Source organism: Nonomuraea candida, assembly GCF_000725485.1.
GTDB lineage: Bacteria > Actinomycetota > Actinomycetes > Streptosporangiales > Streptosporangiaceae > Nonomuraea > Nonomuraea candida.
The window spans coordinates 155,154-173,741 of record NZ_JOAG01000003.1 but is presented as its reverse complement, the minus strand read 5'-3'; the positions used below and the strand labels follow the sequence as shown (position 1 = coordinate 173,741).

Here is an 18,588-nt window from a genome sequence, read left to right as displayed (position 1 = left end):
CCCTCCCGCGCCCGCCGCGCACCACCCCGCGGCCCGGTAGTCTGCGCAGGTGGCTGCTGTGACGTTGACAGACGTGATCGAGGTGCTCGAGGCGGCCTACCCGCCCGCGCGAGCCGAGTCGTGGGACGCGGTGGGGCTGGTCAGCGGAGACCCGGCGCAGGGCGTGCGGCGGGTGCTGTTCGCGGTCGACCCGGTCGCCGCCGTGGCCGAGGAGGCCCTCGACTGGGGCGCCGACCTGATCGTCACCCACCACCCCCTCTACCTGCGCGGCACCACCACGGTCGCCACGACCACCCCCAAGGGCCGCCTCGTCCACACCCTGATCAAGAACGACATCGCCCTCTACACCGCCCACACCAATGCCGACGTGGCCAATCCGGGCGTGTCCGACGCCCTGGCCAGGGCCGTGGGGCTGGTCGGCGACCTGGTGCCGCTGCGGCCGTTCCCCGACGACCCGTGGCGCGGGCTGGGCCGCATCGGCGAGCCGGCGGAGCCGACGACGCTGGGGGAGTTCGCGGAGCGGGTGGCCGCGGGGCTGCCGCGCACGTCCTGGGGCATCCGGGTGGCGGGCGACCCGTCCCGTCCCGTCACGCGCGTGGCGGTCAGCGGCGGCGCGGGCGACTCGCTCCTCGGCACGGCCGCCGCCGCGGGCGTCGATGTGTTCCTCACGGCGGACTTGCGGCATCATCCTGCCAGCGAGTTCGTGGAGTCGGGCGGGCCCGCGCTGATCGACGCCGCGCACTGGGCCACCGAGTGGCCCTGGCTCGACAGCGCGGCGTCCATCCTGCGCGAGAGTGGCGTTACCGTTGAAACGCGTGTCTCCGCCACGGTCACCGATGCATGGACAAGAGGGATTTGATCATGAAAGCAGCCCCTGAGGCCCAGAAGCGACTGCTCGACCTGGCGGAGCTCGACTCCATGATTGACCGGCTGGCCCACCGCCGCCGCACCCTGCCCGAGCTGGCCGAGATCGACGAGCGTTCCAAGGCGTTCGCCAAGCTCGCCACCCAGGTGATCGAGGCCGAGACCGAGGCGGGCGACCTCGCCCGCGAGCAGGCCAAGGCCGAGAGTGACGTCGACGCCGTGCGCACCCGCGCCGACCGCGACCAGAAGCGCCTCGACTCCGGCGCGGTGACCTCGCCGCGCGACCTGGCCGGCCTGCAGTCCGAGATCGCCTCCCTGCAGAGGCGGCAGGGCGACCTGGAAGAGGTCGTGCTGGAGATCATGGAGCGCAGGGAGGCGGCCGACACCAAGGTGACCGACCTGGCGGCCCGGCGCGACGAGGTGCGCGTCGCCCTGTCCGCGGCGGAGGACCGCCGCGACGCCGCGCTCAGCGAGATCGACAAGGAGGCGTCCGAGGTCAAGGACCGCCGGGCCGGCGTCGCCGGCGAGATCCCCGCCGACCTGCTCGCCCTGTACGAGAAGCTGCGCGAGCAGTACGGCGTGGGCGCCGCCATGCTCCACGGCGGCCGGTGCCAGGGCTGCAAGGTGGCCCTGTCCATCGCCGAGATGAACCGCATCAAGGCCGCCCCCCACGACGAGGTGCTCCGGTGCGACGAGTGCCGCCGCATCCTCGTCCGTACGGCGGCGTCGGGCCTGTGACCTCATACGTCATCGAGGCCGACGGCGGCTCGCGCGGAAACCCGGGCCCGGCCGGCTACGGCGCGGTCGTCAAGGACGCCTCCGACGGCCAGGTGCTGGCGGAGGCGGCCGAGGCGATCGGCGTCACCACCAACAACGTCGCCGAATACCGCGGCCTGATCGCCGGCCTGCGGGCCGCGCTCGACCTGGGCGGCGACGGGGCCCAGGTGGCGGTCCGGATGGACTCCAAGCTGGTCATCGAGCAGATGGCGGGCCGCTGGAAGATCAAGAACGAGGGCCTGCGCCCGCTGGCGTCGGAGGCGGGGGCGCTCGTGCGCCGGCTGCGGGTGACGGAGTGGACCTGGATCCCGCGCGAACGCAACGGCCACGCCGACCGCCTGGCCAACGAGGCCATGGACGCCGCCGCCAAGGGCCTGACCTGGAGCGCCGGCGGCACCACCACCAGCCCCGCCGCCGGCACCACCACCGCCGCCGGCCCTGTCGCGACCGACTCCGGCGCCCGCGCCGCGACGGCCCCCGGCACCCGTGAGAAGCCCCGCTCGTCCCGGCAGACCGACCTCCTGGACGCCGGCGACATCGCCGAGCTGTCGGCCCCCACCGCCTCCGTCGCCGCCGCGCAGCAGACCGCCCAGGGCAAGGGCACCGGCTGGGCCCCGCCCACCCGCGTCGCCACGTCGCTGCTCCTGCTGCGCCACGGCGAGACCGAGCTGTCCCTCGAACGCAGGTTCTCGGGCGTCGGCGACGCCGAGCTCACGGCCAACGGCCTGGCCCAGGCGTCGGCGGCGGCGGAGAGGCTGTCGCGCGAGCCGTACCGGCTGGACGTGATCGTCACCTCCCCGCTCAAGCGCGCCCGGCAGACCGCGGAGGCGGTCGCCCGCCGTACCGGCCTCGACGTCGAGGTGGCCGAGGACCTCAGGGAGATCGACTTCGGCGCCTGGGAGGGCCACACGTTCACCGAAGTGCAGCGGCGCTGGCCCGCCGAGCTGTCCGCCTGGCTCGCCGACCCCGACGTGGCCCCGTCCGGCGGCGAGAGCTTCGCCACCGCCGCCCGGCGCGTGGGAGCGGCCAGGGAGCGGCTGGTGGAGCGGTACGAAGGCAAGACGGTCCTCGCCGTGTCCCACGTGACGCCCATCAAGCTGCTGCTCACAGACGCCCTCCTGGCGCCGTTGGCGGCCCTCTACCGGATGCACCTCGACGTGGCGTGCCTGTCGCTCGTCGAGTACTACGCGGACGGCCCGGCCGTGGTGAAGTCGTTCAACGACACGTCACACCTGCGCTGACGGGCATCGCAGCCGCAAAGAGCTCGCCCAGGCACACGCCGGAAGCTGATCGGGGCCGTGCCGTCGGCGCCGTCGGGAAGCTGATCGGGGCCGTGCCGGGTGCCGCCAGAAGACTCACCCGGCACGACCGCGCCTGCCACCGCCCCCCTCAGGCGATGACGGACCCATTCCAGCGAGCCGATCTTGTCGCCGAGTTGGGAACGGCTTGAAATTTGATAAAGTCCATCAGACGAGTCGGCCGGGCGGCCGCGTCGGGCCCACCAGGCCCGCCGAGGAAGGTCCGGGCTCCACAGGGCAGGGTGGTCGGTAACGCCGACCCGGGGTGACCCGCGGGACAGTGCCACAGAAAGCAGACCGCCTCCCGGTTCCGCCGGGAGGTAAGGGTGAAAGGGTGGTGTAAGAGACCACCAGCGCCCACGGTGACGTGGGCGGCTAGGTAAACCCCACCCGGAGCAAGGTCAAGAAGGGACGCTTCTCGGAGCGTTCCGCGCGCGACGTTCGAGGGCTGCCCGCCCGAGTCGCGCGGGTAGACCGCTCGAGGCCGCCGGCAACGGCGGCCCTAGATGGATGGTCGCCCCTTCGTACGAAGGACAGAACCCGGCCTACAGGCCGACTCGTCCCCTAATCCTTCGCCTTACCTGGCATCCAACAGCCGGTATGAGTGGAGCAGGGCACATCGAGGGCACTCTGGCCTGACGCCCGGGGGCTCGGCACGGGTGGCATCTTCTACCGGATGGGTCTAGAGGTGCCGGCCGGGCGCCTCCTTACGCAAAGGTAAGGTCCGTGGGCGCCCCTGGCAGAGAAGGACCCGCAGGCGTACTGTCACATCGAATAAAGGTTCGATCCTTCGGGGCCCCGTGATCGCTATATGAAGGTGTTCCCTTCAGGCAACCCCTGTTTGTGCGCTGAGAGCATCGATAGCCGTCTCTCTTCGCATCGAAACCAACAGCAAACTACACCACGGAGTTGGAAGGCATGAACGAGGAATTCCTCCCGGCCGGTTCTGTTCCCCATGATGACCCAGCGGTCGAACGGGCTATGGCAACAATTGATGGGCTGGAAGCCTCTGAACAGAGGGAACTCCTACGTAGCACCTGCCGTGCCATGCTGGCTTTTCAGCGGACCAAGGATGTTGACCACCTAGTACATTTCGCTAACAATCTCCTCGCGACCATTCGTCTGCGCGGCATTCCTGACTATGTCGAAGCGGTAAGGAGTGCTCCCAAAGATCGCGTGGCCTCGGGTGGGTCGCTGGACATCGATGAGGTGCTCAACCGACTCATGGAGTAGCCATGGCGGAGCTACGGCTCCAGGCGGGAAGCGATCGGGTACTCGCGCAATGGTGGAACTCGGACAGCCGCAAGGAGGGAGATCACCAACTTGTGGCAAAGGTCCTCAGAGACATCCGAACTGGACACTGGCGGGATCGGTGGTACTGGACTGAAGATATGGCCGACGATCCAACCATCCTTCGGCCGATATCCATCTGGCCGCGAGAAAACTTAGTGATTACGATTCGGTTCTGGGCAGCCGAAGACACTCCTGAGGTTGAAATAATCAGGATTTTCGACGTGGTGGATCTGCCCGAAAGTGGCCTCCGGGAAGAGGTTTGACTGCCGTGGCTGAGACGATCGCGGTGATCGGAGCTCCTGGGAAAACGCCTGATCCATAGCTGCGCGTGCACGCTGTGATGCTTCAGATACCAGGTGACCGTACAGGTCCACGGTCGTGGTGATGGACTCATGCCCCAGCCATCGCGACACCTCGAAGACAGGTACGCCCTCAGCCAGTGCCGTGCTGGCGAAGGTGTGCCGCATAACAGCCGGCCGTGGCCCGAGCGTGTCGAGTCGCGACGATCACGCCGTCGGGCGTTCCCGCCGCTCGCGGTGGTGTGCGGCGTCCTTGCGCGGGCCCGGAATCCCGGTTAAGTTGAGGGCTATCTCAAGTTGAGGAGGCCCTCAAGTTATGGCTCGTACGATCGTGATCACCGGCGGCACGAACGGCATCGGCAAGGCCCTCGCCCGCCACTACGCCGAGCTCGGCGACCAGGTCGTGGCCGTGGGCAGCAGCGAGGAGGGCGGACGACGCCTGCGCGAGGAGGTGCCGAAGGCCCGATTCGTCAGAGCCGACCTCAGCTCCCTGCGCCAGACCCGCGACCTGATGGAACGACTTCGCACCGAGCACCCCGTGATCGACGCGTTGGTGCTCGCCGCGTTCCGGTACAACGCGGTACGAGTGGAGACCGACGAGGGTTTCGAGCACACCTTCGCCCTCTACGTGCTCAACCGGTGGCTCATGGCCGAAGGGTTGCGTGACCCGTTGGAGCAGGCGCCGGCACCGGTGATCATCAACCTGTGCGGCGCCGGTCGCGGCGGCAGGATCCACTGGGACGACCTCCAGCTGAAGGACAAGTACCGGGGGCCGACGGCGACCATGCAGGGAGCCGCGGCCGGCGAACTGCTGGGGACGGCCTACTTCTCCGAGCGGACGAAGTACGTGCTGTACAACCCGGTGTTTGTGGCGACCGGCCTGCACGAGCCCTTCAAGCAGCCGCTGCGCGGCCTCGTACGGGTGGCGTCGGCCGTGTTCGCCCAGCCGGTGGCCAAGGCCGTGCCGCCGCTGGCCGCGCTCATCGACCATCCGCCGGCCGCGCCACTCACGACCTGGAAGAAGGGCAAGCCGATCGAGCTCGCCGTGGACCCGAACGAGGCGCGCCGTTTCGAGGAGACCATCCGCGCGGTGACCCGGTCCGCCCTCCCATAGACCTCTCGCCGACAACGCCGTGGCCATCCCGGCGCCGGTTCCCGGCCGATCTGGCCGAGGGCTGGTCGGCCTTCCGGAGCCGCCGCCGGGCTGTGGGTGCTGACCGTGGTGAGCGCGTTGACGTCGGCGTGCTGGGCGGCCGGCGTCAACGCTCCCCGGAAGATCACCATGTTGCCCAAGGAGTGATCGAGGTGGTCTCCTCCGACCACTCCGTGTCACGGAGTTGGGCCGGATCGCCCCGTGGACTCCGGGCGTAGCCGTAGGGGCTGAATGGAGTCACGCCCTGGTGAACTCTGACGCGGAAGGTCAGGAACGCGGCGACCAGTGACACCGAGCAGTGAAGCGGCTGAGGTGGCAGCAGTTGGCGCACACGCCGCCGACGTGACGGCGGGTCCGTGCCCCGGGCACGTCGGGGGCACGGACGCGCTGACTACGCCCGCACGATGCGCTCCACCAACTCCGGAACCCATTCCACGTACTCGACCTCTGCGCCACCCTGATGGCGCGCGTACAGGAACCGACCGGTGGCGCTGACGCTTACCGGTGTGGTGATCTCGGCGCCGGCGGTGCCGAGCGTCTCGATCAGGGTGTCGAGGTCGTCGACGATCACAGTGGCGCTGGCGTGGGAATAGCGGGCACGCTCCGCAGGCGGCCCCGCGATGACGAGGAAGTCACCGATCGCTGCGAGTTCGACGGAGTCGAAGGCGAAGCGCAGATCGGGTTCTGCGCCGGTCAGTTCACGCAGCAGTGTCAGCGACGTGTCCATCTCGTCGGCCCACAGGCGTGCGTACGTCTTGAGAATGGTCATGGCATGTCCTAGCGGTAACGTATGAATACCCCGGAACCGTAAGAGAGTGACCAGGTCACGGGGAAGAGCGCACTTTCGCGAGAGAAAGGCACCTGGTGGTGACCGAAGACGTCAGGCGTGTTTCGGAGGACGACGATGTGACGCGCGCCCACTCTCTCGCACGTGAGATCTTCCCCGGCATCGCCAACAAGTGGACGCTGCTGGTGATCAGCATCCTCGGCGAGCGCACCCTGCGCTTCACGCAACTGCGCGGTGAGGTGGAGGGCATCAGCCACAAGATGCTCACACAGACACTGCGCAGCCTCGAACGCGATGGGCTCGTCGAGCGCACCGTCTACCCGACCGTGCCGCCGCGCGTGGAATATGCGCTCACGGACGCGGGCCAGGCGATGCGGCACACCGTCTACGGCATGTGCGCATGGACTCGCCGCTACCTGGAACACATCGAGGAATCCCGCGCACGATTCGACTGGGCGCTGGAGACCGCGGCCACGCCCGTCGAGAGCCGACCGGCCTCATCCGGTCGCTGATGGCGCGAACCGCACTCCCGGGACCGCCTCGACCGTCCGCGCCAACTGGCGAGGGGCGCGGATGGTCAAGGCAGGCCGGCATGACACCGTGCCGCTGTCAGCCGGCGTCCTCGATACCGTCCGCCCCGGTGGGCGTCGCTTGCGACCGGCGACATCACCTTCACGTCGGTGTTCGCCGAGGTGGGGCGGCGGCCTTGGCGAGGCTGCCGGTGACCAGGGTGCTGACGTGTTCGATCGCCCTGATGCCCGCCGCCAGGGACGGGTTGCGCCGGGAGACGACCGCGATCAGGTACGTACGCCCGCGCCCCCGCACCCGGCCGATGCTGTTGACCGTCCACCGCCCGCCGTCCCGTGCCCGGGGCAGCCAGCCGTTCTTGAGCTCCGCCCGCCCGCCGGCCGCGCTCACCCCCCACCGCTGCTCGGGCACGACGTCGCGCATCAGGCCCAGGACGTACCGGCGGTTCGCGGCCGACAGCGGGCTCTTGGGGGAGACGAGGGCGTTCAGCAGGCGTACCTGGTCGGTGGCGCCGGTCGTGGTCGAGCCCCACGCGCCGCCCGGGCCGGGACGCGTGGCCCGCAGGCCGAGCCGCTTGTTCGCGGCGGCCAGCCCCGGCGCGCCGCCGATGGCCGTCCACAGCCGGGACGCGGCGTCGTTGTCGCTCGCCTTGATCGCCCGTGCCGCCGCCCGCCGCTCCCACCCCGCCAGCCCCCGCCCTTGCCGCTGGGCCCGCAGCAGCAGCGCCAGCACGATGTTCACCTTGACGATGCTGGCCGTGGCGGTCCTGAGCCCCCAGTTGTAGGAGTAGGACAGGCCGGAGGGCACCTCCCGCACCGACACGGAGAGGTCGCCCGGCAGGTCGTCGAGGTAGCGGTCGAGGGAGCGGGTGAGCGGCTTCTCGTACGCGTGCGGGATCTCCGTCACCGGTGAGGACCGTACGGGGTGTGCACGCCTCGGCGGCGCAGGCGATGGCTCCGACGGCGGCGCGGGTGACGTCGTGACGGAGGTGGGAGCGGGGGCGAGGGGGAGGAGAACGGGGGCGCGCGCCGGCCGGCCGGGTGCCGGGGTGGCGCCGGAGGGCAGGAGGAGGGTCAGTGACACGATCGCCGCCACCGGCCGGCGCCGCGCCCCGGGCTTCGCGGGCACGACGGCTCACACGAACCCGAGCGAGACCAGCGGCATGTCATGCCATGTCATGAAACGCATGGCAGGCAGCATCGCGAGCCGCCTGTTTCCACCGCGTTAGCCCGCGATCAACGCCTCCGCGGTGTCCGGTCGCGTGGTGGCCCCTTCCGCGGTGGCCCCTTCCGCCGTGTCAGGGGGCGCCGACGACGGGTCCTTTCGTGCTCGACCGATTCCGTGGGTCAGCGGGGCTCCAGGAGGGCGGCGGCCACCGCGTCCGCGTCGCGGAAGAACGGGCTGTCCTGGCCGGGCCGGCCCGTCCCGACCTCGGTGAACCAGCGCGTGTGGTTCGTGGCCACGCCCAGCGCGTGGATGTCCGGATCGGCCCGGCCGCGCCCGTCGATCACCCGGTACGGAGCCGGCGTGACCGCCAGCCCGCCCGTGGCGAAGCGGTCGCCCGTGACCGGGTCCACGTTGACGAACTCGCTGATCATCCCGTCCGCCAGGAGCTGTTTGACCAGCGGCGAAGCGTCCCTGGCGAGGTTCCTGGCCGGCGCCCGCGCATCGACGAGCGCCTCCGCGACCCGGCGCGAGCCGCCCACCTGCGGCGACGACACCACGAACCCGTCCGCCCCCGCCTCCACCCGCCCCGCCGGGCCGACCGGCCGGACGACGCCGGCGTCGATCAGCGCCGCGAGCTGGGCGACGTGCGAGGCGGGCGGCCCGGCCGACAACACGAAACTCTCCGGTACGAACCTGGACAGGAAATCCCGGTGCGAGCCCGGCAGCAGCCCGCCGAAGTCGACGACCAGCGGCAGCAGCGGCCTGATCGCGCGCAACATCTCGGTGGCCGCCTTGACGGTGCCGTCCACGCAGCCCGCCTCGGCCCGGCGGGCGTCCTCGCGCAGCAGGCGGGCCAGGCAGGCGCGGTAGTCGTCCGGCCCGGCGAAGAACCGGTCACGGAACGGCCGGGCCAGCCCCGCGAGCGGATGCGCCGCCCCGGTCGAGCAGGCCAGGTCCGCCTCGAACTGGATGAGCGGCTCCACCCTGCGGGCGAAGTCGAGCTGCGGCGTGCCGGTGGCCGCCAGCGCCGTCTCGCGCAGCGCCGCCAGCCGCTCCTCGGTGACGACGCGCAGCCGTACGGGCGGCACGGGGAAGTCCGGCACGGCGGGCCTGGCCAGGAACGGCACCCCGCCGCGCGACAGCGCGAGCAGGCGCGGCTCGTCGCCGCTGGGCACGTACCGCAACCCTTCCCGGCAGGTACGGAACCGCCCGCCGCGCCCCAGCGTCACCGCCCGCGTCACGTCGTAGAACGTCAGCCCGAGCCCGCGCACGGCGACCTCGGCCCCCGGCCGCAGCTCGTCGAGCGGCATCTCGGTGGCCAGCCCCGGCGGGACGTAACGCAGGCCGTGCCCGTCGGCGTGCCGCAGCAGGGCGAGCTGCGCCTCGTCGGGCTCCGTCGCGCCGTGCCCGGTCGCCAGCACCACCTTGTCCACCAGGTACGCGTTCCCGCCCGCCACCAGCCGCAGCCCCCGTGGCGTGCGGGTGATCCGGGTGACCTCGGCGCGCACCGGCCGCACCCGCACGTTCGGCGGGCCGCACGCGCACAACGTGGCGAACACCTCCGCCAGGTATTGTCCGTAATGCCGCCGCGACGGGTACGCGCCCACCGCCAGGCCGCCCCAGCCCGCCATCGTGCCCAGCCGGCGCACGGGCAGGCAACCAGCGCCGGGAGCGCACATCGTGCTCTCGCCCGCGGTGGTGTTGGCCGCGAACCACGGCGGCTGGTCAGCCCGCCAGACCCGCCCGTCGCCGTGCCCCACCGCGTCGAACGCCCAGACGGTCACCTCGTCGTCCGGGGGCCGCTCACGCAGGCGCGTCACCAGCCGTTCGAGCACCGACAGGCCCCGCGGTCCGACCCCGATCACCGCGACGACCCGTTGCCCCACAGCGCTCAGCTACCCCGCACACGCCGCGACCTCGGCTGTTGACGTAAAGCATTCAATCGATTACTAATCGTTAGTGATATCTTCGCCGACCAAGGAGCCACCCGTCGTGCGCCACACCGCCAGAACAGCTCTCACCGCCCTCGCCTTCACCTGCGCCCTCGCCGCCGCGGCGCCGGGCGCGGCGGCCATGCCGGCGGGCAACGCGCCCTCCTGCGTCGCCGTCTGGCACAACACCGGGACCATCACCAAGACGGGATACGCGCGCAACGACTGCGGCCACAGGCTGAGGCTCAAGATCGTGTGGGCGCACGGCAGCGACGGCGCCTGCCACACCGTGGACCCGGGGCAGACCATCTCCTCCAAGATCCCGCGCGGCCCCCGCACCTTCGACGGCGCCAACTCCTGCTGACCGCCTGACGCGCCCCGGCTCTCGCCGGTCGAGGTCCTGCCCCTGCGGAGGCCCGGGCCTCGACGGGTGCGAGCCGGGCGCTGGGGAGGCCCGGGCCGGCGCCGCCGTCACGACCGCGCGGCCGAGGAAGCTCGAACCACCCAGAACCAGAATCCTCACGGGCTCATTCTTCGCCGGTGGTCACCCTCCGATCGAACGTCTTCACGCAGAGCGTAGAGCGCAGCGGCGGCACCATGTGCACCCGCGCCGAGCCGATGTCGAAGAAGAGCCCGACCAGCTCCAGCTTGCCCGCCCGCACCTGCTCGTCGACCTTCCGGTACGTGCGCAGGTTCTCCAGCTGCTGCTGCACGTTGACCCGGCACAACACGTCCAGGGCCCCGGCGTGCAGCCGGTCGCCCTCGGTCTCGATGAACGTGGCCAGGCTGTGGTCACCGTGCCGCAACCACCTGCGCAGCCCGGGCAGGCTCCCCGCCCGCACCCCGCCGCTCAGCACCCCCGCCATCGCGCCGCAGCCCGAGTGCCCGCACACCGTGATGGTGTGCACGCCCAGCACCTGCGTGGCGTACTCGATCGCGGCCACCACCGAGTCGTCGCGCGGCTCCGAGCCCTTGCGCGGCACCAGGTTGCCGATGTTGCGCACGGTGAACAGGTCGCCGGGGCCGCTCGCCGTGATCAGGCTGGGCATGATGCGCGAGTCGGCGCAGGTGATGAACAGGTGCGAGGGCTGCTGCTTGCGGGCCAGCTCGGTGAAGATGGGCCGTACGAGCGGCGCCGTACGGCGGTGGTACTCCCGCGCCCCCGCCGTGATCAGGCACTCCGCCGGGCCGTCGGCCGGCACGGCGGCCGGCTCCGGACGGTGGCGGCGGTGCGCCCAGGGCAGCCACCAGCGGTCCGGCACCCGGGGCGGCGACTTGGCGGGGAACATGCGCGCCCCGCTGGCCGCCAGCGCGTACCACTCGTCGTGCAGCTCGTCGATGACCACCGTGCCGCCCATGCGCTCGTGGTCCAGCCGCCAGGAGTGGATGGCCTCGAAGGCGGCGTTGTCCATGAAGTCGATGTTGAGGTCGAGGTCCACGGCGGTGCCCGCCGGGATCGTCCGCAGCTCGTGCGTCAGCCGCGGCACCCCCAGGAACGTCAGCGACCCCGAGATCGTCACGTGCAGCCGCCCCGCGCGGTCGCCCCGCTTGCGCACCGTCACCCAGGTCAGGCGGCGCAGCGCGAGCAGCGCGGCCAGGGCCAGCCCCGCCACCACCCCCTCGGCCAGGCCGAGCAGGATCACCGCGGCCAGCGTCACCACGTACACCGGCACCTCGCCGTGACCGTGCACCTTCCTGATGTGCCCCAGGTTGACCATCTGCACGCCGATGAACACCAGCAGCGCCGCCAGCGCCTCCAGCGGGATCAGCGTGATCGTCCAGCCGAACCCCAGCGCGAACATCAGCACCCACACCCCGTGCAGGATGGTCGAACAGCGGGTACGCGCCCCCGCCCGCACGTTCGCCGTGCTGCGCACGATCACCCCGGCCACCGGCAGGCCGCCGAGCGCGCCGGACACCATGTTCGCCACGCCCTGGCCGGTCAGCTCCTGGTCCAGGTCGGCCCGCCGGCCGCCGTGCATCCCGTCCACCGCCACCGAGCACAGCAGCGACTCGCACCCCGCCAGCAGCGCCACCAGCAGCACCGAGACCACGATCAGGTGCCAGTCGCCCTGGGGCAGCACGGGAAAGGCCCACCCGGTGAAGCCGTTCGACAGGTCCACGCGGGTCACGTCCCAGCCGAACGTCCACGCCGTGAGCGCCGCCACCGCCAGCGCCACCAGCGGCGCGGGCACCGCCTTGACCTGGCGGGGCAGCCGCGACCAGACCACCAGCACGGTGATCGTGAGCAGGCCGACGGCGACCTTGTGCCCGTGCAGGCCGGCGAGCTGGCCCGGCAGCTCCACCAGGTTCGCCACGGCGGAGCGCTGCGAGCTGCCGCCCAGCACGACGTGGAGCTGGGAGAGCGCGATGATCACGCCGACGGCCGCGAGCATGCCGTGGATGACCGCGGGCGAGACCATCAGCGCGGCCCTGGCCGCCTTGAAGATTCCCAGCACGAGCTGTACGGCCCCGGCCAGCAGCGTGATCATGCAGGTGGCGCGCCAGCCGTAGGTGTGCACGAGATCCACGACCACCAGCGACAGCCCCGCGGCGGGCCCGCTGACCTGCACCGCCGAGCCGCCCAGCGCCCCCGCCACGACGCCGCCCACCACCGCGGCGATGAGCCCGGCGGCCAGCGGCGCCCCCGAGGCCATCGCGATGCCCAGGGAGAGGGGCACCGCGACGAGGAAAACCACGAGCGAGGCTGGCACGTCGTGCCGGAGGGTGCTCAACCAGCTACTCTGCGTGTCGCGGAACATGGAGCAAACCCTATTGCTCCGTCGTCCCCGCTTTAGTGGGGCATCGCGCTGGTTTTACGTATTAATGGGACCGGGAGATCATCGGTAGTAGTCGTGCGGATAATCCTTCTCCGGGGCGCGGCGGTGGCCGTTCCGGCCGTTGTCCGGCGCCGGCTGGTCGCCGTAGGCGGGCCACCCTCCCTGGGGGACGGCGCCCGGCGACGGAGGCGCGGGCCAGGCGGCGGGGCTGGTCGTGATGTCGCCGGTCTCGTAGGCGCCCGCCGCGAACGGCGAGGCCACGGGCGGTGTCGGTGTCGGTGTCGGTGTCGGTGTCGGTGCCGGGGTCGGCGCCGGGGCCGAGAGCACGTCGTAGCTGGAGACCGCCCTGCCGGGCACCGTCGGGGTGCCGGAGGCGGGGGAGGGGCCGGTGAGCGGGTCGGAGTCGTCGGCCACGGCCCAGCCCGCGCTCACCTCGTAGGAGGCGGGATAGGACGAGCGCGCGGCGGGCTGCTCGAACGCCGGCCACGAGCTCGCCCCGGCGTACGGGGCGGCGGCGGGGGCCGGGTCGTCGAGGATGTCGGCCGAGGCGGGCCAGGAGCCGGACGTGGTCGCCGCGGGCGGGCCCGACCACGCCGGGTCGAGCGGGTCGGCCGCGCCGCCGCTGTAGGCGGGGAACGGGTCGCTCGTGGGCGCCGGGTGGATGGGGGTGACAGGGGCGGGGAAGCCGCCGCTGGAGGTGGGGCTCACGGCGGCGGGGAACGAGCCGCTGCCGGTCGCCGCCGGAGTCGCCGGGTAGGAGCCGCTGCCGGTCGCCGCGGGCGTCGCGGGGTAGGAGGCGCCGCCGGTGGCGGCGGGCGTCGCGGGGTAGGAGCCGCTGCCGGTGGCGGCGGGGGTGGCCGGGTAGGAGGCGCCGCCGGTCGCGGCCGGGGCGGCGGGGCGGGCGGCGCTGTCCGCGGCCTGGGCGCGGGAGCGGGAGCCGGTCCTGCGGGAGGAGCGGGAGGCCGGGCGCGTGCCGCCCGGCGCGGCGGGGGCGGGCTCGCGGACGGGAGAGGGCTCGCGGGTGGGGGCGGGCACCGGCTGGGCGCCCGCGCCGAGGATGCTCAGCACGTCGGCCGTCGGCGCCGCGAACGTCACGGTGCGCTGGTCGGCCAGCTCGGCCTGGGTGGGAATGGCGCGCTTCTGCGGCTCGACCAGGTCGGCGAGCCCCGCGGCCGCGGCGGCGGGCTGGCGCTGGGGGAGAGGGGCCTGGATGGTGGTGGCGTCGGGGTCTACGGCGGCCGCGGCCGCGGGCTGCGGCTTGGCGGAGCGCTCGGACCGCTTGGCGGGACGCTCCTGGGCGCCTCCGGCCTCGGCGGCCTCGGCGGCCTCGCGCTCGACGGGACGGGCGGCGCCCTTCCTGGCCGCCACGGTGCCTCCGGCGCCGAAGTTGCCCTCCTCCGCGTCGCTGCGGAGATTGGCCCAGAACTCCTCGTCGTCATCGTCGGGGTTGTTCGGGTTGCCCCACTCGTCCACACCGCGCCTGCCACGCTGACCGGTGCGCACCGGCTTCGGCTTGGGCTCGTCGATGGGGCTGAAGTCAGGGCTGAAATTGGCCATCCGCGGCTCGTGCGCCGCGAACTGGTCCGTCGAACGGGTCTGGGTCTTCTCCTCTTTCTCGGCCATCTCTTTCAGCCGCTCCGGAGGAAGCGAGCTCTCCCTGCGGTTCATCGAGCGCATGCCCAGTGCCACGACGACGAGCACGAGGAGCACGACAGCGACCAAGCTCACTACGACCGCGATCATTGCACCACCCTCAAAGCCATGGCCTCCCTCTGGCACCGATGAGATCGCGCGGCCATCGACGCGATCTGCCCCCTTTGATCACCAGTGCCTAACAATTGGATCTGATTCTGTCGGACCACTATGAGAGTTGTCACACCCTACGTGAAGAATTGGTCCATCGGCACTACATGTCGTGTTCGGCGTCTCACTCGATGTTCACCGCCGTCAGGCGGCCTCGGGCGATGGTCTGGTCCGCGATCTTCTTCAAGATCGTGGGGAGCTCGGAGGTCCCCGGCAGATCGACCTTGCCCTTCAACGTGTAGACCGTGAACCGATAGCTGGCCTGTTCCTGGCAGGGGGGCTCGTAGCCCACCTTTCCGCTGGTGACCCTCGCCTGGCCGGAACCCGCTGGGGGGTCTGCGGCGGCGTCGGGGCCCAGCTCGGTCGTGGTGGCCGGGATGTCATAGAGCACCCAGTGCACGGCCGAATCTGATGGTGTGTGGCTGTCGACCACGATGGCGATCGACTTGGCCTCGGACAGCGGCTGGCTCGACCAGCGCAGCGGCGGGCTGCTCTGGTCGCCTTTGCAGGAGTATTCGCGCGGCAGCGGCTTGCCCTCGCGCAGCTCCGGACTGGAGACGTTGATCTCTGCCAGGTCCGCCGCCTGGGACCTGCCGATGAAGCCGAGACTGCCGCAACCTGACAAGCTGAACGTGACGGCCACCGCTGTCCCGATGACAGCGGAGCGTCGCATGCGAGATGCCGCGTTACACAGCCCCATGCCGGATGATGCTACGCGGCTTACGGCGGTGCGCAGACCGTTTCTCGATGGTCGGTGCTCGGTAAAGGATCCGAAAACAGCCAGAATGACGGCATCCGTGTAGTGAGCTTGGACACAAGAACCTCTCCTGTCCCGGTCCCGCACGCCCGTACCGGGAACCCGGTGGGCCTGCTGCTATGCGACGGAGCGGGGCATGCCGGGCGTGCCGGGGGAATCCGACGAAAGGGACAGAGTTTTCGGTCGGTCCCACGACCTGAAAACCAGATGCGCCGGCTCGCCGGCAGACGGTATTGGGCCGGGGAACCCGGCCGGCGGCCGTCACGCTCTGTGAGGGGACGCCCGGGCGGGCGTTCTGCGACGGAATGCCAGGGCGGTGGCGCGCCGGGTGGTGAGGGACGCCGGGTGGCGGCGCCGCCGGGGGCGTGAGGACACCGGGTGGCGGCGCTCGGAGTGGCGTGCGGGACGCCCGGTGGCGGCGCAGGGGTGCGTACGGGATGCCGGGCGGGGCTGGCTGTGCGGACGGCGGCTGCCACGTTGCGTGAGGGCGCTCGCGCTGTGGTGCGGTCAGGCGCTCGGCCGGGGCCTGGCTGGCACGAACGTGGCGCCGCCGACGTGGCCAAGCTCGACAGCCTGCGGCCGGCCGCCACGAGCATGGCACCGGGGCCGATCCGGGGGTGGGCAGACACGCCGGGACGGCCGATGGATCTTTACCCGCCCGCTGGCAGATCGCCTGCCCGGTTCGCACCCTAAGCTGGCCTTGTGACGTCAACAGGCCCGCTACGCGATCCGGCGAACCGCGTCTCGCCCAAGGCCATCCGGATGTGGCTGCTCGAGTCGCTGGTCGCGCTCGTGTTCCTGCTGGGCGGTTCGCTCCTGGTGTCGCGATGGCTCGACGGCAGCCGCTGGTCATGGGTGCCGGAGTGGCTGGCCGGGGACGCGTGGCTGCTGCCCGTCGCGGTCATGGTGGTGACGCTGCCGTTCCTGGTGGCCGAGCCGTTCGTACGGTACTTCGTGCATCGCTGGGAGCTGTCAGGCGACGTCGTCTACGCCCGGTCGGGATTCCTGACCAGGGAGTGGGTGTTCGTGCCCGTGAGCCGCATCCAGACCGTGGACAAGGCCCAGGGGTGGTTCGAGCGGCTGCTCGGGCTGGCCACGCTGGAGATCAGGACGGCGTCCCACGCGGGCTCCTCGACGATCAAGGGGCTCGACTACCGGGTGGCGGCGGGGCTCGCGGAGCAACTGGCGCGGCGGGCCGAAGAGCTCAGAGACGACGCGACATGACCGGCCCCCGCCCCGACGACCCCACCCCTTCGCCCACGCCCCCGGAGCCGCCCCAGGGTGGCCGGGCTTCCCGAACCCCGGAGCCGCCCCAGGACGGCAAGGGTCCCCGAGGGGCGGAGGCGCCGCAGGGCGGCGCGGCTCCTGAGACGTCCACCGGCTGGGCGCATCCCTCGCCGCCCCGGCATCCCGGGAGCGCGGCTCCCGTGCCGCCCGCGCACGGCGGGAGCGGGCCGCCGGTCCCGCCTCCGCATCCTCCCGGCGTGCCGCCGGTCCCGCCTCCGTACGCCGGGCCGCCGGCGCATCCCCCGCACCCTGGGGCGCCGATGCAGCCGCCCCGTCCGGGGCCGCCGTACGGCGGGGCGGGCATCGCACGGGTGCCGCAGCGGCTCAGCCCCAAGGTGCTGCTCATCGACCCCGTCCGCATGCTGCCCTCCCTCTTCCTCCCGCTGGTCGGGGTCCTGTTCGTGGGCGGCTTCTCGGTCAGGTCGTACGCCTACGCCGCCGTGGGCGTCTTCGCCGCCGTGGTGTTCGCGATCATCAGATGGGCGACGTTCACGTACGAGATCGTCGGCGACCGTCTGGAGACCAAGCGCTCGCTGATCAGCCGCTCCGTCCGCACCATCCCGCTGGAGCGCATCCGGGGCGTCGACCTGTCCACCCCTCCCATGCACCGGCTGCTCGGCCTCACCGTGCTCAAGATCGACACCGGGGCGAGCGGCGGGGAGGAGGAGGCCAAGCTCAACGGGATCTCGCTGGAGGAGGCCGAACGGCTCAAGGCGGTCCTGCTGCGCCGCACGGCCGGGCCCGAGCCGCACGCGACCGGCGCCACGACCGGCGCCTCCATCCCTGCCCCCGCCGGCCCCCGGGAACGGCCGATCACCACCGTGCCCAGGAGGTGGCTGCTGTACGGGCCGCTGTCGGGCGCGTACCTGCTGACCCCGTTCGCCTTCGTCGGCGGCGCGGTGGGGCTGGCCTTCCAGTGGGGCGACGACCTCGGGCTCAGCCAGGACGACGCCTGGGTCGCGGGAGAGTGGCTCTGGGAGCACCCCTACCTGCTGCTGGCCGTGGCGGTGCTGCTCGTGCTGGCGATGCCGGTCGCGGGCGGGCTGATGTACGCCGTCTTCAACTGGAACTTCGTCCTCAAACGCCGCGACGGCTACCTGGTCGCCGAGCGCGGGCTGATCAACCGGCGCAGCGTGTCGCTGGAGTCGCAGCGCGTACGCGGCTACGAGATCGTGGACGGCCTGGCCGAGCGGTGGGCCAGGGTCGCCCGCGTCTGGGCCATCGTGACCGGTCTCGGCGACTCCGAGACGCGCGGGCAGCTCCTGCCCGACGTGCCGCGCGACGTGGCGTTCCAGGTGACCCGCGAGGCGATCGGCCCCTACGACGCGCCGCTGCGCGCCCACCCGCCCGTGGCCCGGCAGCGCCGGCTGTTCCGCGCCGTCTTTCCCTGGCTCCTGGTGAGCGCGGTCAGCGTGATCGGCCTCTGGTTCACCGCGGGGACGTTCTGGTGGGTCGTGCTGGTGCTCTCGCTGCTCCTGGCCGCGGTCGGGGTGCCCCTGGGCCTGGATCGGTACGCCTCCCTGGGACACGGCTACGACGGCCGGCGCCTGTCGGTGCGCTCGGGATCGCTGCGGCGCGCCCAGGCCGTGGTCGAACGGCGGGCCGTGGTGGGCTGGCGGCTGCGCCAGACCTGGCTCCAGCGGCGGGCCGGGGTGCTCACGCTGATCGCCGGGGTCGGGGCGGGCAAGGGCGGCTACTCGGCGATCGACGTCTCCGAGACCCAAGGGGCGGAGTTCGCCGCCGAGGTGACCCCGGAGTGGCTCGCGCCGTTCCTGGAGCGCGGCGAACCCTGACGGCTGGCGCCGTTCCTGGAGCGCGGCGAACCCTGACACGCGCCCGGCCGGTGCAGGCCAGATCAAGCCAT

16 protein-coding genes and 1 other RNA gene are annotated in these 18,588 nt (G+C 71.9%); 11 read left to right on the top strand and 6 right to left on the bottom strand.

Features of this window, described 5'->3' with window-relative positions; translation table 11 throughout:
• Nucleotides 1-58: 58 nt before the first annotated feature.
• The 7 genes from IO39_RS00820 to IO39_RS00805 all read left to right on the top strand — a co-directional run bounded on the left by IO39_RS00820 (nt 59) and on the right by IO39_RS00805 (nt 5,645).
• Complete coding sequence (locus IO39_RS00820) at nt 59-859, top strand: Nif3-like dinuclear metal center hexameric protein (protein WP_043614204.1); 801 nt, start codon at nt 59-61, stop codon at nt 857-859.
• A gap of 2 nt (nt 860-861) precedes the next feature.
• Nucleotides 862-1,602 carry a zinc ribbon domain-containing protein gene (locus IO39_RS00815; RefSeq protein ID WP_043614200.1) on the top strand — a complete coding sequence of 247 codons (741 nt, stop codon included), beginning with the start codon at nt 862-864 and terminating at the stop codon, nt 1,600-1,602.
• Nucleotides 1,599-2,882: a bifunctional RNase H/acid phosphatase gene (locus IO39_RS00810; protein ID WP_043614725.1), complete on the top strand. Its 1,284-nt coding sequence runs from the start codon at nt 1,599-1,601 to the stop codon at nt 2,880-2,882. Before IO39_RS00815 ends, IO39_RS00810 begins: the two co-directional genes overlap by 4 nt.
• A gap of 230 nt (nt 2,883-3,112) precedes the next feature.
• An RNA gene (gene rnpB, locus IO39_RS50145) (RNase P RNA component class A) lies at nt 3,113-3,503 on the top strand.
• Nucleotides 3,504-3,857: 354 nt separating this feature from the next.
• Nucleotides 3,858-4,172: a hypothetical protein gene (locus tag IO39_RS54010; RefSeq protein WP_157547763.1), complete on the top strand. Its 315-nt coding sequence runs from the start codon at nt 3,858-3,860 to the stop codon at nt 4,170-4,172.
• 2 nt (nt 4,173-4,174) lie between these two features.
• Entirely contained in the window at nt 4,175-4,495 is a 321-nt protein-coding gene (locus IO39_RS55855; RefSeq protein ID WP_169789003.1) for a hypothetical protein, read from the top strand.
• A 352-nt stretch (nt 4,496-4,847) separates the two neighbouring features.
• Nucleotides 4,848-5,645, top strand: coding sequence for an SDR family NAD(P)-dependent oxidoreductase (locus IO39_RS00805; RefSeq protein WP_052422296.1), 798 nt, complete (start codon nt 4,848-4,850; stop codon nt 5,643-5,645).
• A gap of 430 nt (nt 5,646-6,075) precedes the next feature.
• Here the strand turns inward: IO39_RS00805 and IO39_RS00800 are convergent, their stop codons facing one another.
• Nucleotides 6,076-6,453, bottom strand: a complete 378-nt coding sequence (locus IO39_RS00800; protein WP_043614197.1) for a VOC family protein — start codon at nt 6,451-6,453, stop codon at nt 6,076-6,078.
• 98 nt (nt 6,454-6,551) lie between these two features.
• Here IO39_RS00800 and IO39_RS00795 point away from each other — a divergent pair, with 98 nt between their 5' ends.
• The gene (locus tag IO39_RS00795) at nt 6,552-6,983 is read left to right on the top strand and encodes a winged helix-turn-helix transcriptional regulator (protein ID WP_281199883.1); all 432 of its coding nucleotides are present in this window, start codon (nt 6,552-6,554) and stop codon (nt 6,981-6,983) included.
• A gap of 160 nt (nt 6,984-7,143) precedes the next feature.
• Here IO39_RS00795 and IO39_RS00790 read toward each other — a convergent pair whose 3' ends face one another.
• Both IO39_RS00790 and IO39_RS00785 read right to left on the bottom strand, forming a co-directional pair.
• Nucleotides 7,144-7,905, bottom strand: coding sequence for a serine hydrolase (locus IO39_RS00790; RefSeq protein WP_052422294.1), 762 nt, complete (start codon nt 7,903-7,905; stop codon nt 7,144-7,146).
• 440 nt (nt 7,906-8,345) lie between these two features.
• Nucleotides 8,346-10,052, bottom strand: a complete 1,707-nt coding sequence (locus IO39_RS00785; protein ID WP_043614191.1) for an FAD/NAD(P)-binding protein — start codon at nt 10,050-10,052, stop codon at nt 8,346-8,348.
• 106 nt (nt 10,053-10,158) lie between these two features.
• Here IO39_RS00785 and IO39_RS00780 point away from each other — a divergent pair, with 106 nt between their 5' ends.
• Nucleotides 10,159-10,461, top strand: coding sequence for an alpha-amylase inhibitor (locus IO39_RS00780; protein WP_043614188.1), 303 nt, complete (start codon nt 10,159-10,161; stop codon nt 10,459-10,461).
• Between the two features lie 163 nt (nt 10,462-10,624).
• Here the strand turns inward: IO39_RS00780 and IO39_RS00775 are convergent, their stop codons facing one another.
• The 3 genes from IO39_RS00775 to IO39_RS00765 form a co-directional block, all read right to left on the bottom strand.
• Nucleotides 10,625-12,859 (bottom strand): SulP family inorganic anion transporter, encoded by a 2,235-nt coding sequence (locus IO39_RS00775; RefSeq protein WP_052422293.1) that lies wholly within the window; start codon nt 12,857-12,859, stop codon nt 10,625-10,627.
• Nucleotides 12,860-12,937: 78 nt separating this feature from the next.
• Entirely contained in the window at nt 12,938-14,620 is a 1,683-nt protein-coding gene (locus IO39_RS55845; RefSeq protein WP_169789005.1) for a hypothetical protein, read from the bottom strand.
• 184 nt (nt 14,621-14,804) lie between these two features.
• Nucleotides 14,805-15,353: a YbhB/YbcL family Raf kinase inhibitor-like protein gene (locus IO39_RS00765; protein ID WP_052422292.1), complete on the bottom strand. Its 549-nt coding sequence runs from the start codon at nt 15,351-15,353 to the stop codon at nt 14,805-14,807.
• A gap of 786 nt (nt 15,354-16,139) precedes the next feature.
• Here IO39_RS00765 and IO39_RS00760 point away from each other — a divergent pair.
• Nucleotides 16,140-16,661, top strand: coding sequence for a PH domain-containing protein (locus IO39_RS00760; protein WP_043614176.1), 522 nt, complete (start codon nt 16,140-16,142; stop codon nt 16,659-16,661).
• A gap of 323 nt (nt 16,662-16,984) precedes the next feature.
• Nucleotides 16,985-18,517: a PH domain-containing protein gene (locus IO39_RS00755; protein WP_245641749.1), complete on the top strand. Its 1,533-nt coding sequence runs from the start codon at nt 16,985-16,987 to the stop codon at nt 18,515-18,517.
• Nucleotides 18,518-18,588 lie beyond the last annotated feature (71 nt).